The organism is Mycolicibacter algericus DSM 45454, from assembly GCF_002086455.1.
GTDB classification, from domain to species: domain Bacteria; phylum Actinomycetota; class Actinomycetes; order Mycobacteriales; family Mycobacteriaceae; genus Mycobacterium; species Mycobacterium algericum.
Window position 1 is genome coordinate 1 of record NZ_MVHC01000018.1, and the last position, 24,029, is coordinate 24,029.

General features: G+C 69.7%; 24 protein-coding genes. 8 read left to right on the plus strand and 16 right to left on the minus strand.

Annotated features, from left to right (window positions below):
- Nucleotides 1–39 precede the first annotated feature (39 nt).
- The 14 genes from BST10_RS15520 to BST10_RS15585 form a co-directional block, all read right to left on the minus strand.
- Nucleotides 40–1,350, minus strand: a complete 1,311-nt coding sequence (locus BST10_RS15520) for a class I SAM-dependent methyltransferase (RefSeq protein WP_109559540.1) — start codon at nt 1,348–1,350, stop codon at nt 40–42.
- 108 nt (nt 1,351–1,458) lie between these two features.
- Nucleotides 1,459–2,589, minus strand: a complete 1,131-nt coding sequence (egtE, locus tag BST10_RS15525; RefSeq protein ID WP_371869169.1) for an ergothioneine biosynthesis PLP-dependent enzyme EgtE — start codon at nt 2,587–2,589, stop codon at nt 1,459–1,461.
- On the minus strand, nt 2,538–3,518 hold the full coding sequence (egtD, locus tag BST10_RS15530; RefSeq protein WP_083038822.1) for an L-histidine N(alpha)-methyltransferase: 981 nt from the start codon (nt 3,516–3,518) through the stop codon (nt 2,538–2,540). Before egtD ends, egtE begins: the two co-directional genes overlap by 52 nt.
- On the minus strand, nt 3,515–4,216 hold the full coding sequence (gene egtC / locus BST10_RS15535; protein WP_083038824.1) for an ergothioneine biosynthesis protein EgtC: 702 nt from the start codon (nt 4,214–4,216) through the stop codon (nt 3,515–3,517). Before egtC ends, egtD begins: the two co-directional genes overlap by 4 nt.
- Nucleotides 4,216–5,532, minus strand: a complete 1,317-nt coding sequence (gene egtB / locus BST10_RS15540; protein ID WP_083038826.1) for an ergothioneine biosynthesis protein EgtB — start codon at nt 5,530–5,532, stop codon at nt 4,216–4,218. Before egtB ends, egtC begins: the two co-directional genes overlap by 1 nt.
- Nucleotides 5,529–6,815, minus strand: coding sequence for an ergothioneine biosynthesis glutamate--cysteine ligase EgtA (gene egtA, locus BST10_RS15545; protein WP_083038828.1), 1,287 nt, complete (start codon nt 6,813–6,815; stop codon nt 5,529–5,531). The genes egtB and egtA overlap by 4 nt, the downstream gene beginning before the upstream one ends.
- A 66-nt stretch (nt 6,816–6,881) precedes the next feature.
- Nucleotides 6,882–7,535, minus strand: a complete 654-nt coding sequence (locus BST10_RS15550) for a sensor domain-containing protein (protein WP_371869171.1) — start codon at nt 7,533–7,535, stop codon at nt 6,882–6,884.
- Between the two features lies 1 nt (nt 7,536).
- Entirely contained in the window at nt 7,537–7,968 is a 432-nt protein-coding gene (locus tag BST10_RS15555) for an organic hydroperoxide resistance protein (protein ID WP_083038830.1), read from the minus strand.
- 32 nt (nt 7,969–8,000) lie between these two features.
- The gene (locus tag BST10_RS15560) at nt 8,001–9,449 is read right to left on the minus strand and encodes a catalase (RefSeq protein ID WP_083038832.1); all 1,449 of its coding nucleotides are present in this window, start codon (nt 9,447–9,449) and stop codon (nt 8,001–8,003) included.
- 120 nt (nt 9,450–9,569) lie between these two features.
- Complete coding sequence (locus BST10_RS22600) at nt 9,570–9,932, minus strand: hypothetical protein (protein WP_041319055.1); 363 nt, start codon at nt 9,930–9,932, stop codon at nt 9,570–9,572.
- Between the two features lie 78 nt (nt 9,933–10,010).
- Nucleotides 10,011–10,394, minus strand: coding sequence for a hypothetical protein (locus tag BST10_RS15570; RefSeq protein ID WP_083038834.1), 384 nt, complete (start codon nt 10,392–10,394; stop codon nt 10,011–10,013).
- 53 nt (nt 10,395–10,447) lie between these two features.
- Nucleotides 10,448–11,575: a DUF4185 domain-containing protein gene (locus BST10_RS15575; protein WP_013830910.1), complete on the minus strand. Its 1,128-nt coding sequence runs from the start codon at nt 11,573–11,575 to the stop codon at nt 10,448–10,450.
- 83 nt (nt 11,576–11,658) lie between these two features.
- Nucleotides 11,659–12,708, minus strand: coding sequence for an aspartate-semialdehyde dehydrogenase (locus tag BST10_RS15580; protein ID WP_083038836.1), 1,050 nt, complete (start codon nt 12,706–12,708; stop codon nt 11,659–11,661).
- Nucleotides 12,709–12,711: 3 nt separating this feature from the next.
- Nucleotides 12,712–13,977, minus strand: a complete 1,266-nt coding sequence (locus tag BST10_RS15585; RefSeq protein WP_083038838.1) for an aspartate kinase — start codon at nt 13,975–13,977, stop codon at nt 12,712–12,714.
- 236 nt (nt 13,978–14,213) lie between these two features.
- Here BST10_RS15585 and leuA point away from each other — a divergent pair, with 236 nt between their 5' ends.
- A complete protein-coding gene (leuA, locus tag BST10_RS15590) occupies nt 14,214–16,028 on the plus strand; it encodes a 2-isopropylmalate synthase (RefSeq protein WP_083038840.1) in 1,815 nt (604 codons plus the stop codon).
- A gap of 5 nt (nt 16,029–16,033) precedes the next feature.
- Here the strand turns inward: leuA and BST10_RS15595 are convergent, their stop codons facing one another.
- On the minus strand, nt 16,034–17,023 hold the full coding sequence (locus BST10_RS15595) for a DEDDh family exonuclease (protein WP_083038842.1): 990 nt from the start codon (nt 17,021–17,023) through the stop codon (nt 16,034–16,036).
- 75 nt (nt 17,024–17,098) lie between these two features.
- Between BST10_RS15595 and BST10_RS15600 the strand changes: the two genes are divergently transcribed.
- The 7 genes from BST10_RS15600 (at nt 17,099) to BST10_RS15630 (ending at nt 23,128) form a co-directional block, all read left to right on the plus strand.
- A complete protein-coding gene (locus BST10_RS15600; protein WP_083038844.1) occupies nt 17,099–18,325 on the plus strand; it encodes a Mur ligase family protein in 1,227 nt (408 codons plus the stop codon).
- Nucleotides 18,318–19,031 carry a type 1 glutamine amidotransferase gene (locus BST10_RS15605; RefSeq protein WP_083038846.1) on the plus strand — a complete coding sequence of 238 codons (714 nt, stop codon included), beginning with the start codon at nt 18,318–18,320 and terminating at the stop codon, nt 19,029–19,031. Before BST10_RS15600 ends, BST10_RS15605 begins: the two co-directional genes overlap by 8 nt.
- A 14-nt stretch (nt 19,032–19,045) precedes the next feature.
- Nucleotides 19,046–20,317 carry a PucR family transcriptional regulator gene (locus BST10_RS15610; RefSeq protein WP_083038848.1) on the plus strand — a complete coding sequence of 424 codons (1,272 nt, stop codon included), beginning with the start codon at nt 19,046–19,048 and terminating at the stop codon, nt 20,315–20,317.
- Nucleotides 20,318–20,380: 63 nt separating this feature from the next.
- The gene (locus BST10_RS15615; RefSeq protein WP_083038850.1) at nt 20,381–21,613 is read left to right on the plus strand and encodes an alkane 1-monooxygenase; all 1,233 of its coding nucleotides are present in this window, start codon (nt 20,381–20,383) and stop codon (nt 21,611–21,613) included.
- A complete protein-coding gene (locus tag BST10_RS15620; protein WP_013830920.1) occupies nt 21,613–21,786 on the plus strand; it encodes a rubredoxin in 174 nt (57 codons plus the stop codon). The genes BST10_RS15615 and BST10_RS15620 overlap by 1 nt, the downstream gene beginning before the upstream one ends.
- The gene (locus BST10_RS15625) at nt 21,783–21,965 is read left to right on the plus strand and encodes a rubredoxin (protein ID WP_083038852.1); all 183 of its coding nucleotides are present in this window, start codon (nt 21,783–21,785) and stop codon (nt 21,963–21,965) included. The genes BST10_RS15620 and BST10_RS15625 overlap by 4 nt, the downstream gene beginning before the upstream one ends.
- Nucleotides 21,962–23,128 carry an NAD(P)/FAD-dependent oxidoreductase gene (locus BST10_RS15630; protein WP_109559541.1) on the plus strand — a complete coding sequence of 389 codons (1,167 nt, stop codon included), beginning with the start codon at nt 21,962–21,964 and terminating at the stop codon, nt 23,126–23,128. Before BST10_RS15625 ends, BST10_RS15630 begins: the two co-directional genes overlap by 4 nt.
- Here BST10_RS15630 and BST10_RS15635 read toward each other — a convergent pair.
- The gene (locus tag BST10_RS15635; RefSeq protein ID WP_083038854.1) at nt 23,125–23,982 is read right to left on the minus strand and encodes an endonuclease domain-containing protein; all 858 of its coding nucleotides are present in this window, start codon (nt 23,980–23,982) and stop codon (nt 23,125–23,127) included. The genes BST10_RS15630 and BST10_RS15635 overlap by 4 nt on opposite strands.
- Between the last annotated feature and the right edge of the window lie 47 nt (nt 23,983–24,029).

Sequence of the window (24,029 nt, forward strand, 5' to 3'; positions counted from 1 at the left end):
CGCCGGCCCCTCGGTCGGGGCCGGCGCGCCGAGCGGTTGTTAGGGCTGCCACCAGGGCCGCAGCGGCAAGCCCCCGTCCTCGCCTCGCTCACCGACCTTGGTGGCCAACACGTGGTGCAGCTGAAACAGGTTGCGCTCGAAGCCGAGTACTGACGCCGCCATGTACAGGCCCCACACCTTGGCGCGGCCCAAGCCGACCTCGGCGACGGCCTCGTCCCAGTGGTCGACCAGGTTCTGGCTCCAGCCGCGCAGTATCTTGGCGTAGTGATGCCGGAAGTCCTCCTCGTGCACCACCTCGAAACCAGCTTGCTGGATCTCGGTGATCACTCGCCCCGCGCCGGTGATCTCGCCGTCGGGAAAGACATACCGGTCGGTGAACGCGTCACCCTTGAACGTCGAGTTGTCCGGCAAGGTGATGCAGTGGTTGAGCAGCAGGCCACCGGAACGCAGCTTCGACTTGAGGAAACCGAAGTACGACGGGTAGTTCTTCACCCCGATGTGCTCGGTGAGTCCGATCGAGGAGACCGCGTCGAATCCGGTCTCGGCCACGTCGCGGTAGTCGCAGTGCCGGACTTCGGCCAGATCGGAGAGCCCTTCGTCGGCGATCGCCCGCTGCGCCCAGTCGACCTGCTCGCCCGACAGGGTGGCGCCGACTGCGCGCACCCCGCGCCGGGCGGCGTAGCGCACCATGCCGCCCCAGCCGCAGCCGACGTCGAGCAGCCGATCGCCCGGTTGCAGCCGCAGCTTGTCGAAGATCAGCCGGTACTTGTTCTCCTGGGCGTCCTCCAGGGTCGCGTCGGCGTTCGGGTAGATCGCGCAGGTATAGGTCATCGACGGACCCAGCACCCACTCGTAGAAGGTGTTGGACACGTCGTAGTGGTGGTGGATGGCATCGGCGTCACGTGCCTTGGAGTGCCGCAGGCCCGCCGCGGTGCGGCGCCACTTGGCCGGCGCTTCCTCCGGCGGCGGGGCGATCGGCTTGAAGTGCCGAAAACCGATCGACCGGATGATGTTCAGCAGCGCCTGCGGTGAGGGCTGTTTGAACTCCAGGTCCGCCAGCGCGTTGAGGACCTCGTAGGGGTTTCCCGGGTGCACGCCGCGCAATTCCAGGTCACCGGCGATGTAGGACCGGGCGATCCCCAGTTGTCCCAGCGAGGTGGCCAGGTAGGTGGTGGCGCGCGGATTGAGCAGATCCACGCCCAGCGCGGCGTCATCAGGCCCGACGCTGCTGCCGTCATACGCGGTGATCTTGATCGGCGGCTGCCCCCCGCCGGCCAGCAGCACCAGAATCTCGGCCAGGCCCAGCCGGCCTTTGGTGGAGCGAGCGCGCTCCGATTTCAATGTGGTCATAACTGCACCGTCCCCCCATGTGGCCTCCCCCCGTTTACGGGCGGCGTTTTCGTCCATACCCACATCACGGATGGCTCAATCGGGAAACGGTGCTGGATCTGCAGCGGTTCAGCACGCTGCGGTCACGGCCACCAAAGCCTGGGCGAACGTCGCCAAGTCCGCCTCAGTGGTGTCGACGTGCGGTGAGATCCGCAGCACCGGCGAGGTCAGTTCCCGCGGTGCGCGTTCGACGCCGGCCGCGGTGGTGACGATGCGGTGCTCGGCGAGCAGTGCGGAGCGCACCGCCACCGGGTCGGCACCGGCCAGCGGTGCCAGTGTGGTGATCGCGCTGGGTTCGTCGACCGGCTCGACCACTCGCCAGCCCGGCACTGCCGCCAGCACCCGCCGGCTCAGCGACCCCACGTCGGCCAATCGGGCCCGCACCTCCGCCGGCCCGGCCGCCAGATGCTCAGCCACGGCAGCGGAAAACCCCACCTGCGCAGCGACATTCACATCACCGCCGGGCGGTGCGGGCTGCAGCCGCGCGGCTAGCTGCGACCGTATCGCCAGCGCCCCCACGCCGCGGGGACCGGCCAGCCACTTGCGCGACGACGAATACACCGCGTCGGCACCGACGGCGCAGTCGATGTGACCCAATGCCTGGGCGGCGTCGACCACCAGCGGCACCCCCGCGTCCGCGCACAGCTGCGCCATGCCGGCCAGCGGCTGTACCAGTCCCCGATGGCTGCCCACCGGGGTCAGGTGCACCAGGCTCGGCGGGTCGGCGGCAAGCGCGGCCGCCGCCTCCTCGAGCACCAGCCGGCCGGCGGCATCGACCGGCAGCATCCGGGTGGCGAAGCCGTGCGCCGCCATGATCGCCAGATTGGGGCCGTACTCCCCGGGCAGGCAGGCCAGCGTGCGACCGGCGGCGGGCCACCGGGACAGCAGCAGTTCCAGCGCGTGCCGCGACCCGGTGCTGAACTCGACGTCGGCGGCAGCCATGCCGGTCAGTGCCGCGAACGCGGCCCGGGCGGTGCGAAGCACCGGTGCGGCGGCCTCGGCGGCGACGTAGCCGCCGACCTCGGCCTCATGGCGGGCGTGGCGGGCGGCGGCGTCCATGGCGGCATGGCTCTGCCGCGAGCAGGCGGCGCTGTCCAAGTGCAGTCCGGCGACCGGCGGACGCGCTGCCCGCCACGCGTCGGCAAGGCTCATCTGACGGCGAGCGACAGGCCGAAATCGCCGGCGGCGTCGGTCCACCATCGCCGGCGGCGCAGCCCCGCGGCGGCCAGCTCGGCGGCGACCTGGTCCGGTCGGAACTTGCACGACACCTCGGTCAGCATCTCCTCGCCGGCCGCGAACTCGACGGCCAGGTCCAGCGCCGTGATCACCACGCGCTGCCGGTGGCGCGACCGCAACCACATCTCGATGCGCTGCTCGCCGGAATTCCACCGCGCCACATGAGCGAACGCGTCCAAGTCGAAGTCGGCGCCGAGTTCCCGGTTGACCACGGCGAGCACGTTGCGGTTGAAGGCCGCCGTGATGCCGGCGGCATCGTCGTAGGCACGCACCAGCCGCGCGGTGTCCTTGACCAGGTCGGTTCCCAGCAGTAGGCCGTCGCCGTCGCGCATCACCGCGGAGAGATCCGCCAGGAAGTCGGCACGTGGACCCGCCGTCAGGTTGCCGATGGTGGACCCGAGAAACACGAACAGCCGCCTGCCCCCGTCGGGGATCTGCGCCAGATGGTGCTCGAAGTCGCCGCAGACGGCGTGCACCTGCACCCCGGGATAGTCGCGGGCGATGGCCTCCCCCGCCGTCTCCAAGATGCCGGCGTCGACGTCGAACGGGACGAAACGACGCAGCGCTCCGGTGTTCTGCAGCGCATCGAGCAGCATCCGGGTCTTCGCTGAGGTGCCGCTGCCCAACTCGACCAGGGTGTCCGCGGCGGACAGCGCCGCCACCTCCGCGGAGTGTTCGCGCAGGATCTCCGTCTCGGCGCGGGTCGGATAGTACTCCGGCAACCGGGTGATCCGATCGAACAGTTCGCTGCCGACGTCATCGTAGAACCATTTGGGCGGCAACGTTTTCGGATCTTGTTGCAGGCCGAACCGGACGTCGTCGCGCAGCGCGGTGCGGGCGGCGTCGGCGGCCAGATGATTGGACAGCGAGACCGCCGCATCGAACCCCGTCATCGACTTCCTTCCAACGCGGTGACACTGACCTCGCCGTCATGGGCGTCGACCAGGTGCCGGTCCGGTATGTCTATCCAGCGCGGGTCGTCGTCGTAGGGTTCGCTGGCCAGCACCACACCGTCGGCACCGTGCAACATCGACAAGGTATCCCCCCAGGTGGTGGCCAACAGACGGGAGCCGTTGGCGGCCAAGATGTTCAGCCGCGCCTGCGGATCGGCCGCGGCGGTCTCGACGATCACCTCCGCCAACGAGTCCACCCCGTGCTCGAAGATCGTCGCGGCCAGTATCGCGCTGTCGCAGACGGATTCGGCCTTTGCGTGGCTGGACAGCACCGCGCGGTTCACCACGCCGTTGTGCGACAGCAGCCAGTTGCCTCCCGCGAACGGGGCGGTCGCACTGGCCTCGATCGGCATGCCGACGGTGGCCGAGCGCACCGCGGCCACCACACAATGACTCGACAACACCGGCGCCACCGACGCGAACGAGGTGTCACTCCACAGCGGCGAGGCGCTGCGCCAGCGCCGCGGTTCGCCGCTGCCGCTGACATCGAAGAACCCGGCGCCCCACCCGTCGGCGTTGAGCAGCCCGTGCTGTTGGCGGCGCGGCGCATAGGACTGCACCAGCAGACCGTACGGCGGATCCAGCATCAACTCGGCCAGCGAACGCGGGCTGCCCAGCCAGCCCAGATGCCGGCACATCAGACGTCCCAGGCCAAGCGGACGCCGGCGAAGATCTGCCGACGGTACGGGTGATCCCAGTTGCGGAAGCTGGGCCGTAGGGTCTCGGGCGCGACCGCCCATGACCCGCCGCGCAGCACCCGGTAGTCGCCGCCGAAGAACGGCTCGGAATAGCGTTGGTAGATCATCGGTGTAAAGCCCGGCCACGGTTGCAGCGGGGAGCTGGTCCACTCCCAGACGTCGCCGAGCAGCTGTTCGGCCCCGTAGGCCGATGCGCCGTTCGGGTACGCCCCGACCGGGGCCGGGCGCAGTGCCGCACCGCCGAGGTTGGCCAGTTGGGCCGTCGCCTCGCCGTCGCCCCAGGGGCGGCGACGTCGCGCCCCCGCCTGCGGATCCCACGCGCAGGCCTTCTCCCATTCGATCTCGGTGGGCAGCCGGGCGCCGGCCCAGGTCGCGTAGGCCTGCGCCTCGAAGTAGCTGACGTGTTGCACCGGTTCGTCGTCGGGGAGGTCCTCGAGGTGGCCGAAGCGGGTCCGACAGGTGTGGTCGGGACTCCAGAACTGTGGTGCGGTCAGCCCGGCCTGCATCCGGTGGGACCAGCCGCGCTCGGTCCACCACCGCGGTTGCCGGTAGCCGCCGTCGTCGATGAACGCCCGCCATTCGGCGTTGCTCACCGGCACCCGGCCGATCCGGAAGGCCGCGACCTCCACGCGATGCGCCGGCCGCTCGTTGTCGAGCGCGAAGGGTTCGGCGGTGGCATCGACGCCGAGCACGAACTCGCCGGCCGGCACCAGCACCGAGGTCCCGGCCACGCCGGGCCGGCCTGCCGGCAGGGGGCGGCCGGCGTCGAGCAGCGGCGCCCCGGTGCGCAGGTTCAGTGCCTGCAGCATGGTCTCGTTGTGCTGGTGTTCGTGACTGACCACCATCCCGAACACGAAACCGTCCGCGAAATCACCGGGCAACGCGTTCAGTTCGTCGAACACCTTGGATCGGACCGTGGCGCAATATTTCCGGGCCTGCTCCGGGGAGAGCAGCGGCAGGTCGACGCGGCTGGCCCGCGGATGGACGAAGGCGTCGTAGAGGCCCTCGACGTCGGCCGGCAGCATTCCGGGCCGGTCCGGGTCCCCGCCGCGCAGCAGCCACAGCTCCTCCTGCTGGCCGATATGGGCCAGGTCCCACACCAACGGGCTCATCAGCGGGTCGTACTGGCGATGCAGTTCGGCCTCGTCGAAGTCGACGAGCGCCAGCGTGCGTTCCCGTGCCCGGGACAGCTCACCGGCCAGCGTCTCGGCCTTGGTGAGGGCCTTGGTGAGGGCCTTGGTGACGCCCTCGGTCACGACCGTCCTCCCGCCAGCCTCGCCACCGTCGCGGTCACCCCGGTGCGAGCCACCTCGTCGGCGACGTCGTCGGCCGGGCAGCGGGCCCATTCGACCATCTCGGCCAACCGGTCCATCCCGTCACGCAGCGAGGCCGGTGCCCGGCCGGCCACCAGCCCCACGCATCGCCGGGCGGCCGCGTGCAGCCGCGGGTCGGCCAGGCCGATCCGGGCGGCGACGTCCCAGGCGGTCGCGACGGGCGCGACGGCCTCGGCGGCGGCGTCGGCCGCGGCCGGGTCGTCGAGCAGGGTCGCCAAGGTGAAGACGATCGCCGGCCAGAGCGCATCACCGACGCTGTCGAGGTAGCGGATTTCCAGCCAGCCGCGGGGGCGCACCGGCGGGAACAACGTGGTCAGGTGGTAGTCGAGGTCGGCGAGGGCGGCGCGGCGGCCACCCAGCCGCACCCGTCCGTCGGCCCAGTCGGCGAACGGCACATACCGGCTGACCGGGATGGCGTCGGGTGCATGCACCAGCATCACCGGCGCCTTCAGGGCGTAGCGCGCCCAATCGGAGGCCGGGTCGGTGCCGTCCAGTCCCAGGACGGGACCGCACCGCATCGAGTCCAGCCGGCTCCAGACCCGTTGCCGGGTGGAACGCCAGCCGGAGAACTCCCCGCTCAACAGTGGGGAATTGGCGGCGATCGCGACCATGGTCGGGCCCAAAGCGTGCGCCAGCCGTACCCGGTCGGCCCACCTGGAACGCCGGCCGGCATCCAGATTGAGCTGGACCGACGCCGTCGACGTCATCATCGCCGCACCGGCCGAACCGGTGTGGCTGGCGGCGAAGAACTGCTCCATCGCCGCGTAACGCGGGCCCGGGTTGATGCGCTGCGTCGGCCGCAACGGGTCGGCACCGAGGGCCACCAGCCCCAGTCCGGCCTCGGCGAACGCGGCTCGCAGCACCGCCTGATCGGCGGCCATTGCTGCGATCGCGGCGGGTGCACCGGCCAACGGCGGGCTGGACAACTCCACCGCGCCACCGGGTTCCACGGTGACCCTGCTGCCGCCCGGCAACCCGGGAAGCGACCGCAGCACCTCACCGATCTCCGCCCAACCGGGTCGCCGAAGCGGATCGGCCGGGTCGAAGCAGTGGGCCTCGATCTCTAAGCCCACCCGGCCCGGCGGCCCATCGGTGAGGCAGCGGTCGGCGATGTACTCGGCGGCTTCGGCGGAACCGGACAGTTCGGTCTCGGCGGGGCAAGGCTCATCGACGCGGGACAGTTGAGTCGCCGCGGCGAGCGCCATATATCAACCCCTCCGCCCGTCGATCTTGTCGACGTTACCGGAGCCACCCGACACCGTGACGGCCCTTTACTGGCCCAGCGAGTTCTGCATCGCTCCTGCCAGCACGTTCACCGCCGGCCCGGCGTTACCGGACTGGCAGACCTTGGCCTGCAGCAGCACGTTGAGCCGCAGCCGGGTCTGGTTGAAACAGCGCCGATCGGTGCCGGCTTCCTGCTTGACCCAAGCGGCGTCGATCGCCCCGGCCGGCCCGCCGTCGAACGCCCACACCTGGGTGGCCCCGTTGTCCAGGTGCATCGCGGTGGTGCGCCCCGAGCACCCGGCGGTGCGGTCGGTGATGCGGTGGAAGGCCCGGTCGGCGGCGGCCTCGGTGGCGAACACCCCCACCGCCTGCTTGACGAAATGCGTCTGGTCGTTGGCCGCGGTCTGGGTGACCGCGCTGTTGAAGGACGCCAGGTCGGGGTCGTTGTAGACCTCGGGCAGGCCGATGTCGGCCCAGTTGTTGCAGGCCGGATCGTCGACCCAGAACGCCTGGAACGGCTGGCCGGACGGCGCGTCCCAGGTCATCGGGGCGCCGACGATGTTGCCGACCGAGCCCTTGGGCAACACCGCGTAGGACACCACGCCGGGTTCAGAAGGCCGCGCCACAGCGGCCGGGGCGGTCGCCGTGGAGGTCACGGCCAGGCCCAGGCCCGCCACCATGAACGTCGCGGCGGCCCGCACGCTATACCTTCGCCGAAACGATGAAGTCGGCGTTTCCGCGGGTGGCTCTCGAGTATGGGCACACCTCGTGGGCCTGGGCCATCAGGTCGTCGGCGATGGCCTGCGACAGCCCAGGCAGATTCCCGATGATGGTGCCGGTCAGGCCGAACTCCTCGGTGGCGACGTCCTTGCCCAGCGCGACCTGGACGGTGACGTTGCTCTCGTCGTCCAGGGCGACCGCGGACCGGCGCGCCACCAGTCGCAGGGCGCCCAGGAAACACGCCGCGTAGCCCGCGGAGAACAGTTCCTCGGGGTTGGTGCCTTCACCGTCCCCGCCCAACTCGCGGGGCGGGCGGGTGTCCAGGTCGACGCGGCCGGTCGCGGAGCGAACGTGGCCGTCTCGGCCACCGCCGGTCGCGGTCGACTCGGTGGCGAAAACGACTTTGATGCTCATGGCCCGATCATGCCAGTCCGGCGGCCCGGCCGTCAGGCAAGGTTGGCCCGCACCCCGGCCTCCACATCGCGACCCAGGTCCTCATCGACGTTGTGCCAGTACTCGAACACCCGGGACAGCACCGGCTCGCGAACGCCGGCGGAGACATGGCCGATGATGTTGGCCGCCAACCGTTTCCGCTGCTCGTCGTCGAACACGTGACGGACCAGGGTTCCAGCCTGCCCAAAATCGTCATCGTCGTCACGCAGCGTGTACGCCGCACGCACCATGTCACCGTCGGCATGCCAGCGCACTTCGGCGGCGCGAGCCGAGTCGGCGACCGGGCCCCCGACCGAGTTCGGCGCGTACACCGGGTCGGACGCGTTGCGGAACCGCATTTTGCCGTCCTTGGAGTACGTGTGCACGTCGGTCTTGGGCGCGTTGACCGGTAGCTGGTTGTAGTTGGTCCCGATCCGGGCGCGGTGGGCGTCGGCGTAGGAGAAGCCGCGGGCCAGCAGCATCTTGTCGGGGCTCAGCCCGGTGCCGGGCACGGTGTTGCTCGGTTCGAACGCCGCCTGCTCGATCTCGTTGTGGTAATCGGCGACGTTGCGGTCCAGGGTGAAACGACCGACGTCGATCAGCGGGTAGTCGGCGTGCGGCCACACCTTGGTGAGATCGAACGGGTTGAGCCGGTAGGTCTTGGCGTCCTCGAACGGCATGATCTGCACCTTCACCGCCCAGCTCGGGTGGTCGCCGCGTTCGATCGCGTCGTAGAGATCGCGCTGGTGGTAGTCGGCGTCGGCTCCCGCGAGCCGCTCCCCTTCTTCCTGGCTGAGGTTCTCGACACCCTGGTCGCTGATGAAGTGGTACTTCACCCAGAAGATCTCGCCGGCCGCGTTGCTCCAGCTGTAGGTGTGGCTGCCGTAGCCGTTCATGTGCCGCCAGGATTTTGGCAGGCCGCGGTCGCCCATCAGGTAGGTCACCTGATGGGCCGACTCCGGGCTGAGCGTCCAGAAGTCCCACTGCATGTGGTGGTCGCGCAGATTGCTTGCCACCAGCCGTTTTTGGGATCGGATGAAGTGCTGGAACTTCATCGGGTCCCGGAAGAAGAAGACCGGGGTGTTGTTGCCGACGATGTCGAAGTTGCCTTGCGCGGTGTAGAACTTCAGTGCGAATCCACGCACGTCGCGCCAGGTGTCGGGGCTGCCGCGTTCACCGGCGACGGTGGAGAACCGGGCCAGCATCTCGGTTTTGGCGCCCGGCGCGAACACCGCCGCTCGGGTGTAGGCGCTGACGTCGGCCGTCACCTCGAGGTGCCCGAATGCCCCGCCCCCCTTGGCGTGCGGCTGGCGTTCCGGGGTGCGCTCCCGGTTGAACATCGCCATCTGCTCGAGCAGGTAATGGTCCTGCAGCAGGATCGGGCCGTCCGGGCCGACCGTCAACGAGTCGGTGTCGCTCGGTGCCGGCGCACCGGCCTCGGTGGTGGTGTGATGCTCGGCCATCGGTCAATCTCCTCTTTTGCTCAAAGGGTTTTGGCTAAAGGGGCCCGCGAGTGTGCGGTTTCCTGCGTGACTCGCCATGCGAGGCGTCGGAAACCGCACCCTCGGCGGGTCTCGTGGGAATTACCGGTGCGGCGGCGCCGGGGGCGCGGACGGCGGCCCCGGCGGCGGACCGACCGGACCGCCGGGCGGATTACCCGGGCCGGCGGGACGGAACCCCGGCCAGCCCGGTTCGTTGCCGGGGCCGGCGGGCCCGAAGCCGGGGCCCATCGGCGGGCCGTGGTGCATCATGCAATGCCCGTGCTGGTGTCCGTGCCAACCACCGTTACTGAGGTAGCTGCCGGCGCAGAAGATCACCGCGGCGATGAATACGGTCCCGGCGACGATCACCACCCACGCTGCGGCCTGATACAGCCTGTTCGGTTTGGCCGCCGGTGCTGCCGGTGGCGGCGGTGGCGGCGGCTTCGGTGCAGGTGTTTCGGTCATATCGCCCAATCATGCCTGACAACGACGCCAGCCGCCGCCCTTCGGGAGGGGCGGCGGCTGGTTGTTCGTGGCCGGGGCTTACCGGCCCGGCGTGGGCGCCGGGGGGCGGGTGACCGACGGCGGAACCTCGCTGGGTCCCGGGCCTTCCGGTCCCGGCGGCGGCCCCATCCGGCCGGGGCCGTGGTCGGGACCCTGGCGGGGACCGTCGTGGAAGCCCTTGTCAAACCCCTTGTGGAACCCCTTGTGGAACATCGCGCCGTGATGAGGGCCGTGGTGGCAGTGGTGCCCGCGCGGGCCGCCCTTGCTGGCCCACACTCCGGCGAAGAAGATCGACGAGACGATGAAGACGACGCCGGCGACGATGGCCACCCAGGCGGCGAGCCGATAAACCCAGTACGGCTTCGGCTCGACGGGGCCGGGCGGTGTGGCCGGCGGAGTCGTGGTTTCGGGTGTTTCGCTCATGGTTGACATCGTGCGTGGGCAACCACCCTCAACCGCTAGGTGCCGGCTATGCGTCAGCTATGAACGATGCCGGCCGACCAGGGCTTGAAGGGGTTGACCGCGAACTGGATCACCCGATACGGCGCCCGTGCCCACGGCTCGCTGTTGTTCCACTGGCTGATGAACACCCGCAGTTCGTCCAGCGTCGACCCCGGTGAGATGTAGCCGCCGTACGGCTGGGCCAGCCGGTTGTCGAACGGCGACGGCAGTGTCTCGACCGGCACCGGCGGGTCCGGCCACTCGGCGTGCTGTACCACCGTGGTCACCGGAGCCGTCCCGAGACCGGTCGGGTCGTAGGCCACCCGCACCTCCATGTTCCCGGTGGTGCCGTTGAAGTAGGACAGCACCGGCTTGCCGTCGATCTGGCGCAGGCTGAGCTCGCCGATCTGGTCGTTCCACAACGGCGTGGGCTTGTGGCCCCAGCCCGTTCCGGCGGCCCAGCCCTGCCAGGCCGACCGGTCGGTGAACTTGTCCGGGGTGACCCGATACAGCGTCACCGACGCGCTGCGGTCGAAGTTGTTGGCCACGACGTACACCCAGCCGGTGACCGAATCCGGTGTCGGAACCGGATCGTAGTAGCCGCTGATCTGGGACTGACCGAAATCCTGGTAGGAGGCCGCCCGCACCGATCCCGGCACCGTCTGCCAACCCGGTTGCGCCGGATCGGCTTTCACCAGCCGTGACGTCTGCGGCACCAGCATCTTGGCGGTGGTCACCATCAGGTAGTTGGTGCGGTTGATCGAGACGATCCCGGCCGGCAACTGCGTGCTGCCGGCCGGCGACGGGTCGGCCAGCAGCGGCCGGTCCACCCCGAGCACGCCGGTATAGCGCACCCCGACGGAGTCGTCGACCGAGTCCGGGTCGAGCCGCAGCGCGATCGGCGAGTACCAGCCACCGAACCCCACGCCTTGCCCGGCGAAGCTGTCCCCGCAGATCTGCAGCACCGCGCTGGGGAACTCCATGAACTCGCACAGATCGGTCGCGCCGATGCCGTAATCACCGGTGAGCGTGCCGGTTCCCGCACTCGGGCCGATCCGGACCACCTGCCCTTCGGCCAGCGGCCACAACACCGGACGCGGGATCGGCGCCGGCGGTTCGGCGTGGGCGACCAGCGGGCCCGTCAGCAGCGCCGCCACGGCCATACCCGTCGCCGAGCGTGCAATCACCGCGAGATTCGTTGCGATCTTTCGCAGCCGGTGCACGTTCGGCGCCCAACGCTGCCGGACTAGGACGCGGCGAGCAGCTCGGCGATCTGAATCGTGTTGAGCGCAGCGCCCTTACGCAGGTTGTCACCGGACACGAACAATGCCAGGCCGTGCCCGTCGGGCGCGCCCGGGTCCACCCGGATCCGGCCCACCAGCGAGTCGTCCGCGCCGGCGGCGGCCAGCGGGGTGGGCACATCGGTCAGCGTCACCCCGGGGGCGGCGTCCAGCAGCTCGGCGGCCCGTTGCGGCGACAACGGCCGCGCGAACTCGGCGTTGATCGACAGCGAGTGCCCGGTGAACACCGGCACCCGCACACAGGTGCCGCTGACCAGCAGCTCCGGAATGCCGAGGATCTTGCGGCTCTCGTAGCGCAGCTTCTGGTCCTCGTCGGTTTCACCGGAGCCGTCGTCGACCAGCGAACCGGCCAGCGCCACCACGTTGAAGGCGATCGGCGCGACGTAGGTGTTCGGCGGCGGGAACTGCACCGCGCCGCCGTCGTGCACCAACTGCTCGGCGCCGTCGGCGACCGCACGGACCTGCTCGGCAAGCTCCTGGACCCCGGCCAGTCCGCTGCCCGAGACCGCCTGATAGGTCGAGACGATCAGCCGGGTCAGGCCGGCCTCCTCATGCAACGGCTTGAGCACCGGCATCGCCGCCATGGTGGTGCAGTTCGGGTTGGCGATGATGCCCTTGGCCAACTTCTTCCCGCGCACGTCCCGGTCGTAGTTCACCTCTGCGACGACCAGCGGAACGTCGGGGTCCTTGCGCCACGCCGACGAGTTGTCGATCACCGTGACCCCGGCGGCGGCGAACCGCGGCGCCTGCACCTTCGACATCGCCCCACCCGCCGAGAACAGCGCGATGTCCAGGCCGGCGGGGTCGGCGGTCTCGGCGTCCTCGACCTCGATCTCGACGCCGCCGAACTCCAGCTTGCGCCCGGCCGACCGCGCCGAGGCGAAGAATCGCAGTTTGTCCGCGGGGAAGTTGCGCTGCTCGAGCAGGGTGCGCATCACCTGGCCGACCTGGCCGGTGGCCCCGACTATGCCGATTGATAACCCCTGGCGACCCATTCGTCAGCGCCCCGTTCCGGCGTAGACGGTGGCTTCCTCGTCGCCGCCGAGGTCGAATGCCTGATGCAGCGCGACCACGGCCTTGTCCAAGTCGTCCTCGGCCACCAGCACCGAGATGCGGATCTCGGAGGTGGAGATCAGGTCGATGTTGATGCCGTTTTCAGCCAGCGTCTCGCAGAAGGTTGCCGTGACGCCCGGGTGGCTGCGCATGCCCGCTCCGACCAGCGACACCTTGCCCACGTTGGTGTCGTAGAGCACCTCGGTGAAGCCGATCTCGGTCTTGAGCGATTCCAGCTTGGCCACCGCGGCCGGGCCGTTGTCGCGCGGACAGGTGAAGGTGATGTCGGTCTTGCCGTCCTCGAGCTTGGAGACGTTCTGCAACACCATGTCGATGTTGATGTCGGCGTCGGCGACCGCGCGGAAGATCTTGGCCGCGTAGCCGGGCAGGTCGGGGATGCCGACGACGGTCACCTTGGCTTCGCTCTTGTCGTGGGCGACTCCGGTCAGCAGCGCGTCTTCCATGGGGATGTCCTTGATCGATCCGGTAACGATGGTGCCGGGCTTGTCCGTGTACGACGAGCGCACATGAATCGGCAGGTGGTAGCGGCGGGCGTACTCGACGCAGCGCAGCATCAGCACCTTGGCGCCGCAGGCGGCGAGCTCGAGCATCTCCTCGAAGGTGACGGTGTCCAACTTCTTGGCGTTGGGCACGATGCGCGGGTCGGAGCTGTAGATGCCGTCGACGTCGGTGTAGATCTCGCAGACGTCGGCGTTCAGGGCCGCGGCCAGCGCCACCGCGGTGGTGTCCGAGCCGCCGCGGCCCAGCGTGGTGACGTCCTTGGTGTCCTGGCTGACGCCCTGGAAGCCCGCGACCAGCACCACCTGATTCTCGCCGAGCGCAGCCTGCAGCCGGCCCGGGGTGACGTCGATGATCTTGGCCTTACCGTGTACGCCGGTGGTGATCACCCCGGCCTGCGATCCGGTGAAGGAGCGGGCCTGACAGCCCAACTCCTCGACGGCCATCGCCACCAGCGCGTTGGAGATCCGCTCGCCTGCGGTGAGCAGCATGTCCAGTTCCCGGGCCGGCGGCGCCGACGAGACCTGTTGGGCCAGGTCCAGCAGGTCGTCGGTGGTGTCCCCCATCGCCGAGCACACCACGACGACGTCGTCACCGTCGTTCTTGGTCTCGACGATGCGCTCGGCGACGCTGCGGACCCGATCGGCGTCGGCCACCGACGAGCCGCCGTATTTCTGCACGACGAGCGCCACTATTGGTCCCTTCCTCGGCTGGGCTCGTCCCAGAATAGGGGAAGCGGCTTTGGGCGCTGCCGCTGCGCCCGGGGCCGTTTTCCGCAACGGCCGTCTGAGCGCGTAAACTCCACGATGTGCAGCGGGTGCTCCTTCTCGGACGCCGCGGCGGGGTCTGATCCAGACCGGCTTCCCGTCGCGGGCCTTTCGCGATGCGCCGGTCTCCAATTCCATCTGAGAACCCCGGAGCAATCACCGTGACCAGTTTTTCGCAGGCCTCCCCAGACGCCTTCACGTCGGGACGCCGCATCACCAAACCCGTCGGGCCGCCCAACCCCGGCCAACCCGGCTGGAACACCCAGCGCGGCTCGGCGATGCCGATCAGCCGGTACCGCAGTTTCGCCGATGAGGTGGAGCCCATCACCCTGCCGATGCGCACCTGGCCCGACCGGGTCATCGAGCGCGCCCCGATGTGGTGCGCCGTCGACCTGCGCGACGGCAACCAGGCGCTGATCGACCCGATGAGCCCGGCCCGCAAGCGTCGGATGTTCGACCTGTTGGTGGCGATGGGCTACAAGGAGATCGAGGTCGGGTTCCCCTCGGCCAGCCAGACCGACTACGACTTCGTCCGCGAAATCATCGAAGCCGGCGCCGTCCCCGACGACGTCACGCTGCAGGTGCTCACGCAGTGCCGCGACGAGCTGATCGAGCGCACCTTCGAGGCCTGCGACGGCGCTCCGAACGTGATCGTGCACTTCTACAACTCGACGTCGATCCTGCAGCGCCGGGTGGTCTTCCGTGCCGACCGCGCCGCGGTGCAGGAGATCGCGGTGGCCGGGGCGCGCAAGTGCCTGGAAGAGGCGGCCAAATATCCGGGCACCCGGTGGCGCTACGAGTACTCCCCGGAGTCCTACACCGGAACCGAACTGGAGTACGCCAAAGCGGTCTGTGATGCGGTGGGCGATGTGATCCAGCCATCGCCCGACTCGCCGATCATCTTCAACCTGCCGGCCACCGTGGAGATGGCCACCCCCAATGTCTACGCCGACTCGATCGAGTGGATGCACCGCAACCTCAAGCGGCGCGACTCGGTCATCTTGAGCCTGCACCCGCACAACGACCGCGGCACCGCTGTCGCCGCAGCGGAGCTGGGCTATCAGGCCGGGGCGGACCGCATCGAGGGCTGCCTGTTCGGCAACGGCGAGCGCACCGGGAATGTCTGCCTGGTGACGCTGGGGCTGAACCTGTTCTCGCGTGGGGTGGACCCGCAGATCGACTTCTCCAACATCGACGAGATCCGCCGCACCGTCGAGTACTGCAACCAGCTGGGCGTGCCCGAGCGCCACCCCTACGGTGGCGACCTGGTCTACACCGCGTTCTCCGGCAGTCACCAGGACGCGATCAACAAGGGCCTGGACCAGATGAAGGTCGACGCCGATGCCGCCGACTCGGATGTCGACGACATGCTCTGGCAGGTGCCCTACCTGCCGATCGATCCGCGCGACGTGGGCCGCACGTATGAGGCGGTGATCCGGGTCAACTCGCAGTCAGGCAAGGGCGGGGTGGCCTACGTGATGAAGACCGACCACGGGCTGGTACTGCCACGGCGGCTGCAGATCGAGTTCTCCAAGGTGATCCAGCAGTTGACCGACGGCGAGGGCGGCGAGGTCACCCCCAAGGAGATGTGGGACGCGTTCGCCGAGGAGTACCTGAACCCGATCCGTCCGCTGGAGCGGATGCACCAGCGGTTGATCGCCGCCGAGACCGACGACGGCACCGACCGCATCGAGGCCACGGTCTTGGTCGACGGGGTGGAGACCGAGATCGCCGGCGCCGGCAACGGGCCGCTGGCCGCGTTCGTCGACGCGTTGAGCGACGTCGGGATCCACGTCAACGTGCTGGACTACTCCGAGCACGCGATGAGCGCCGGCGAGGAGGCCCAGGCCGCGGCGTATGTGGAAGCGTCCCTGGGTGACCACACCGTGTGGGGTGTGGGGATCGCGTCGTCGATCACCACGGCGTCACTGCGGGCGGTGGTCTCGGCGGTGAACCGGGCGGCCCGGCTCGGCTGAGCCGCTCAGAACAGCGAGATCTGCTCGCCGGCCGGGCCGGTGTCGGCGAACTGCTCGACGTCGGTGCCTTGGACGACCCCGGTGACGGCGTTCATGAACTGCTCGTCGGAGACCGTCGGCACGCCGAGTTCCCGCGCCAGGTAGCCCTTGCCCTGCTCCGGGCTGTCGTCGTTGCAGATCACCAGCGAGGTGTTGGCGTCCACGACGTCGCTGTAGGCCAACCCGGCGAACAGGATCCGTTCGACGAGTTCTTCATGGGTGCGGCGGCATTCCGCCGACAGCGCCACCCGCATGCCCTGCACCAGCGGGCGTCCCCGCACGTAGCGTCCCGGGTTGAGGTAGGCGCACGGCATCCGCGAGGCCAGCGCCTTCAGCGGCCGCAGTTCGTCGTGGGTGATCCGGCCGTTGGGCCACCGACGCCGGGTCACCGGCCGCACCGGCAGCCACACGTCACGCTCCCGGGCGCGTTGCAGGGCCGGCTCCAATACGCCGGCCAGCACTCGGGCGTCATCGAGCGCGTCGTGTGCCCTGGTCTGCACCACACCCCAGTGCGCTGCCAGTGTCTGCAACCGCAGGTTGGCCAGGCCCAGGTCGAGCCGCCGGGTCAACTCCAGGGTGCACATCACCGAGTCGACGGGCAGTTCCGCGCCGGCCATCTCGGCCTCGGCGGCCAGGAACGTGTAGTCGAATGCCACGTTGTGGGCCACCAGGGTGCGGCCGGCCAGCAGCGCGGCGACCTCGTCGACGACATCGGCGAACTGCGGTTGGCCCGCCAGCATCTCGGCGGTCAGCCCGTGCACATGGGTGGGGCCCGGGTCGGTGCCCGGATTGACCAGGTGCGACACCGACTTCTCGATTCGCCCGTCGGCGTCGAGTGCCAGGGCCGCGAGGCTGAGCACCCGGGCCTGCCCGGGCCGGAACCCCGACGTCTCGACGTCGACGACCACCCAGCCGTCGCCGGATTCGCGGGCCGGGCGCCCCCACAGCGCACTCATGCCATGAGAATGGCACGCCGGGGTGAGCGATAGCGGTCGGCGAGGGCCCGTGTCGTCCCAATTTAGACTCACCGGGTGATCACCGCCCGTGGACGCCTCGCGCTGGCCGCCGGAGCGAGCGCCCGGTGGGCGTCTCGCATCACCGGCCGCGGCGCCGGCGCGATGATCGGCGGCCTGGTCGCGATGACGCTGGACCGCTCGATCCTGGGTCAGCTCGGCACCGGGCGGCGCAGCGTCGTCGTCACCGGCACCAACGGCAAGTCGACCACCACGCGGATGATCGCGGCCGCGCTGCGCGACCTGGGCCCGGTGGCCACCAACGCCGAGGGCGCCAACATGGACGCCGGGCTGGTGGCGGCGCTGGCCGCCGACCGCACCGCCGAGCTGGCCGCACTCGAGGTCGACGAGATGCATGTGCCGCATGTGGCCGACGCGGTGTCGCCGACGGTGGTGGTGTTGCTGAACCTGTCGCGCGACCAGCTGGACCGGGTCGGGGAGATCAACGCGGTGGAACGCGCCCTGCGCACCGGCCTGGCCCGGCATCCGCAGACGATCGTGGTCGCCAACTGCGACGACATCCTGATGACCTCGGCCGCCTACGACTGTCCCGACGTGGTGTGGGTCGCCGCCGGCGGCGGCTGGGCGGGCGATTCGGTCAGCTGCCCGCGCAGCGGCGAGGTGATCGACCGACGCGACGACCACTGGTCCTCCACCGGATGCGACTTCGCCCGGCCCGCCCCGCAGTGGTGGTTCGACGACGACTCGCTGTACGGGCCCGACGGACTGGTGCTGCCGATGCGGCTCGCCCTGCCCGGCACCGTCAACCGTGGCAACGCCGCCCAGGCCGTCGCCGCCGCGGTCGCCTTGGGCGCCGACCCCGTCAAGGCCGTGGCCGCGGTCTCCTCGGTCGACGAGGTGGCCGGGCGCTACAAGTCGGTGCAGGTCGGCCAGCACACGGTGCGCATGCTGCTGGCCAAGAACCCGGCCGGCTGGCAGGAGGCCCTGTCGATGGTCGACCACCACGCCGCCGGGGTGGTGATCGCTGTCAACGGGCAGGTGCCCGACGGCGAGGACCTGTCCTGGCTGTGGGATGTCCGGTTCGAACACTTCGAGGGTGTCCACGTGGTGGCGGCCGGCGAGCGCGGCACCGACCTGGCGGTGCGACTCGGCTACGCCGGTGTGCAACACACCCTGGTGCACGACACCCTCGCCGCGATCGCCTCCTGCCCGCCCGGGCCGGTCGAGGTGGTCGCCAACTACACCGCGTTCCTGCAGCTGCAGCGGAGGTTAGACCGTGGCTGATCCGGTGCGGATCGGGTTGGTGCTGCCCGACGTGATGGGCACCTACGGCGACAGCGGCAACGCGGTGGTGCTGCGACAGCGGCTGGCGCTGCGCGGTATCGCCGCCGAGATCGTCGAGATCACCCTGGCCGACCCGGTCCCGGAGTCACTGGACCTCTACACCCTCGGCGGCGCCGAGGACTACGCGCAGCGGCTGGCCACCCGGCACCTGATCCGGTATCCGGGCCTGCAGCGCGCCGCCGAACGCGGCGCACCGGTGCTGGCGATCTGCGCAGCGGTCCAGGTGCTCGGGGCCTGGTATGAGACCTCGGCCGGCGAACGCGTCGACGGCGTCGGCATGCTGGATGTGACCACCGCACCGCAGCAGACGCGCACTATCGGCGAGGTGGTCGGGGACCCGCTGCTGGCGGGCCTGACACAACCCTTGACCGGCTTTGAGAACCACCGCGGCGGCACCGTGCTGGGTCCGGCCGCATCGCCGTTGAGCAAGGTGACCAAGGGCGCCGGCAACCGGGCCGGCGACGGATTCGACGGTGCGGTGCAGGGCAGCGTCGTGGCCACCTACCTGCACGGGCCGTGTCTGGCCCGCAATCCGGAACTGGCCGACGTGCTGCTGTCGAAGGTGGTCGGCGAGCTGGCGCCGCTGGAGCTGCCCGAGGTGGAGATGCTGCGCGCCGAAAGACTGGGCGCGCCCCGGCGAGCCTGACTACGTTTGCGACCATGACCGATCCGAGCACCGTCGCCGAGGCCGCGATCGGAATCTCACAGCGGCTCTACGATCACCTGACCGAAACCACCCAGGTGATCGAGGATCTGATCGCCAAGGAGTCGCCGGACCTGATCACGGATTCGTCGCTGCTGCAGCTGTTGCACGAAACCGTGGCGGCCAACGTCGACACGTACTTCTCGGCGATCCGCCACAACATCCCGGTGGCCGAAATCGCTGCGCCGGCGGTCGCGCTCGAGCACGCACGGCGGCTAGCGCAACGCGGGGTCCCGATGAACGCGTTGGTGCGGGGCTACCGGTTGGGCCACTCGATGGCGTTGCGGGTGGTGCTGGAGGAGATCCGTTCCGCCGAGCTGGATCCCGACCTTCGTCTAGACGTGCTCTCGGAGATGTCGACGCTGATGTTCGGCTACATCGACGAGATGTCGCAACAGGTGTCCGCCGTCTACCAGGCCGAACGCGAACGCTGGCTGGAGAGCCGAAACGCGGTGCGCGCGTTGCGGGTCCGTGAGATCCTCGCCGACGAGGGCCTGGACGTCGATGCCATGACCACCGCGATCCGCTATCCGCTGCGGCGAACCCATGTCGCGCTGATCGTCTGGTACCCGGAGTCAGCCGGCGACAAGCTCGCAGCCGCCGAGGGTTTCATCAAGCAACTCGCCGAATCTGTTGCCGGACAAGGCGCACCGCTGTTCATCCCGGCCGATAGCACCACCGGCTGGGCCTGGATTCCGTTGGCGTCGAACGCCGGGCACGACGCGGTGGAACAGATCCGCGGCTGCGCGCAGACCGCGTCCGGCGAGCCCTGGGTGGCGATCGGTGATCCGCTGCCCGGCGTCGAGGGTTTCCGCCGGTCTCACCAGCAGGCGCTGGCCGTCCACACCCTGGCGGTGGCCTCCGGTGTCACCCGGGTCAGCGCGGCAGCCGATCCGGGGCTGTCGGCGGCGGCACTGCTCGGCGGCGACAACGTGGCCGCCGCACGGGCCTGGGTCGGTGAGGTGCTCGGCCCGCTGGCCCGTGCCACCGACGGCGACGAGCGACTCCGCGACACGCTGCGGGTGTTCCTGCGGGCCGGTTCCAGCTTCAAGGCGGCCGGCGAGCAGCTGCACTTCCACGTCAACACGATGAAGTACCGCGTCCAGCGTGCGATCGAACGTCGGGGCCGCCCGATCGCCGAGGACCGGCTCGACGTCGAGATCGCGCTGCTGCTCTGTCAGTGGTACGGCGCCGCCGTGTTGTCCCCGTTGTCTCCTGGAGACGAATAACCCGCCGAATTCCGGTTTCGCGGGACGAGCGACGAGGCGGCGCGGCTACCTAACGTCGGCGACATGAATACCGAACTGAGTGACAAGCCAAAGATCTGGCACGACAAGAAGCGGCACCTGTGGCTGCTGGGCCTGTTCGTGCCCACCATGATGTTCCTGATGCTGCCGCTGGTGTGGGCGATGAACCAAGCCGGCTGGCAGACCGCGTCGCAGCTGCCGTTCTACATCGGGCCGATCCTGCTCTATGTGATCCTGCCGGTGCTGGACCTGGCCGTCGGGGCCGACGGGCAGAATCCGCCCGATGAGGTGATGGCCGCGCTGGAGAACGACAAGTACTACCGGTATGCGACCTACGCCTACATCCCGTTCCAGTACGCTAGCGCCGTCCTGGGCGCCTACCTGTTCACCGCGTCGGACCTGGGCTGGCTCGGCTTCGACGGGTCGCTGGGCTGGCTGGGCAAGATCGGTGTGGCGATGTCGGCGGCGACGGTAGCCGGGGTGGGCATCAACACCGCCCACGAACTGGGTCACAAGCGGGAGTCGCTGGAGCGTTGGCTGGCCAAGATCACCCTGGCGCAGGTCTGCTACGGGCACTTCTACGTCGAGCACAACCGCGGCCACCACGTGCGGGTCGCCACCCCCGAAGACCCGGCGTCAGCCCGCTTCGGCGAGACGTTTTGGGAGTTCCTGCCGCGCAGCACCTGGGGCGGCATCCGCTCGGCGTGGGAGCTGGAGGCGGCGCGGGTCCGCCGGACCGGCAAGAACCCCTGGAACCCGCGGACCTGGCCGGGCAACGACGTGATCAATGCGCTGGCGATGTCGCTGCTGTTCTGGGGCGTGATGATCGCGGTGTTCGGTGTCGCACTGATCCCGTACGTGCTGATCAACGCCTTCTACGGCTCGTCGCTGCTGGAGTCGGTGAACTACCTGGAGCACTACGGGCTGGTGCGCCAGAAGCAGCCCAGCGGCCGCTACGAGCGCTGCACCCCGCAGCACAGCTGGAACTCCGACCACATGGTCACCAACCTGTTCCTGTACCACCTGCAGCGCCACAGCGATCACCACGCCAACCCGACCCGGCGCTACCAGACGCTGCGCAGCTTCGACGACTCGCCGAACCTGCCGGCCGGCTACGGGGCGCTCATCGGGGTGACCTACTTCCCGCCGGTGTGGCGCAAGCTGATGGACCACCGGGTGCTGGCGCACTACGCCGGCGACATCACCCGGGCCAACATCTCGCCGCGCCGCCGGGAGAAGATCCTGGCCCGCTACGGGGCAGCGGCGGTGAACGCCTGATGGCCGGCTACGGCTGCCCGGGCTGCGGCTACGTCTACGACGAAGGTGTCGGCGCGCCGCGCGAAGGCTTCCCGGCCGGGACGGCGTGGGCGCAGATCCCCGACGACTGGACCTGCCCGGACTGTGCGGTCCGCGAAAAGCTCGATTTCGAACCGATGGGAGTGAACTCATGAACGACTACAAACTATTCCGGTGCCTGCAGTGCGGCTTCGAGTACGACGAAGCGCTGGGCTGGCCGGAGGACGGCATCGACCCCGGCACCCGCTGGGCCGACATCCCCGAGGACTGGAGCTGCCCGGACTGCGGCGCGGCGAAGGCCGACTTCGAGATGGTGGAGGTGGCGCGGCCGTGACCGGGGTGCTCATCATCGGTGGCGGGCTGGCCGCGGTCCGCACCGCCGAACAACTCCGCCGCAACGACTACACCGAGCCGATCACCATCGTCGGCGCCGAGACCCACCTGCCGTACGACCGCCCGCCGTTATCCAAGCAGCTGCTGCGCGGCGAGGTCGACGATGTGGCCCTCAAACCGGCGAGTTTCTACGAACAGCACCGCATCGGGTTGCGGCTGGGCTGCGCGGCCCGCACCGTCGACGTGGCGGCCCACACCGTGACACTGGCCGACGGAGATGTGCTGGGCTACCACCAGCTGGTGATCGCCACCGGCCTGGTGCCCAACCGCATCGGGGTCGGCGACCTGGACGGCGTCTTCGTACTGCGATCGCTCGATGACGCTCGGGCGCTGCGCCGGCGGGCGGCCAGTGCGCGCCGCGCCGTGGTGATCGGGGCGGGCTTCATCGGCTGCGAGGTCTCGGCCAGCCTGCGCGGCGCCGGTGTGCAGGTGGTGCTGGTGGAGCCGCAGCCCACCCCGCTGGCCGCCGTGCTGGGCGAGCAGGTGGGCGCGTTGATCACCCGGCTGCACCGCGACGAGGGCGTCGACGTGCGCACCGGTGTGAAGGTGGACTCGGTCTCCGGGTCCGAGGGCGTGGAGTCGGTGACGCTGTCCGACGGTTCGGTGATCCCGGCCGATCTGGTGGTCGTCGGGGTCGGATCACGGCCCGCCTGCGATTGGCTGACCGGCAGCGAAATCGCGGTGGCCGACGGCATCGGCTGCGACGAGGCCGGCCGTACCAGCGCCCCGGATGTGTGGGCGATCGGCGACGTGGCATCGTGGCGGGACTTGTCGGGAGCGCAGGCGCGCGTCGAGCATTGGAGCAACGTCGCCGAGCAGGCGAAGACCATGGTGTCGGCGATGCTGGGTTCGGCGGTGCCCCGAGCGGGAGTGCCCTACTTCTGGAGCGACCAGTACGACGTCAAGATCCAGTGCCTGGGCCACCCGCGGACCGGCGACACGGTGCACCTGACCGAGGATGACGGCCGACGGTTCGTCGCCTATTACGAGCGTGACGGAGTGCTCGTCGGCGTGGTCGGGGCGGGCATCCCGGAGGTGGTGCGGACCGCTCGCGGGAAGATCGCCGCCGGGGCAGCGATCACCGAGGTGCTGCAGCCGGCTTAGGCCGCTTGCGGTCGCCAGCCACGGGAGCGCAGGGCGTCGGCGACACGGTGGACGGTCTCGGTGGCGTCGTCCTCGTTGATCACCCGGATGTTGATCCAGCCCAAGGCTTCCAGCCTGCGCTGACGCTTGTGGTCCCTGACGTACTGCGGGCGCTGGCTCTGGTGGTGTTCGCCGTCGTATTCGGCGGACACCTTGTACTCCCTCCAGCCCATGTCCAGCCAGGCGAACGGCCGATACCCCCGCTCGATCACCGGGATCTGGGTCGTCGGGGTGGGCAGGTCGGCGTCGATGAGCCTTAGCCGCAGCCGGGACTCCCGGGGTGAGGCGGCGCCGGGGTCCACCAGCGGAAGGGCCACCCGCAGCCGTCGCAAACCGCGGGCGCCGCGGTGACGTTTGGCCAGCAGAATCACGTCCTCGGCATGGAACGGGGTGGCCCGGGCCAGGGCGTCCATCCTGGCCACCGCTTCGTCGCGCGGCAGGTGGCGGCCCAGGTCGTAGGCGGTGCGGGCGGTTGTAGTGACCGGAATGCCGGCGACCGTGGTGATCTCGTCGTCGGAGAGGGTTTCGTCGCGGGCGATGATGCCTGGTTGCGCGCGGGTGTTCTTCGCGACAAGCTCGATATCCACATCCGCGTCGACCCACTCGGCCCAGTGCAGGCCCGAGGCGGCGACCCCGGCGATCACCCCTTTGCGCCCAGAGGCGAGCCAGGCAGCCATCGCGCGATCACGCAGGGTAGTGGTCGCCCCCTTGGGCAGGTAGACCCCGCGGTAGAGCGGGCGATACCACCGCTGCAGCTCGTGGCGGGTCAGCTGGCCGGCAGCGATCGCCTCACTGCCTACGAAGACCCCGTCCATGGCGAGATGGTGCCAGTCCCCACCGACACCTCGCCGAGCCCGACGTT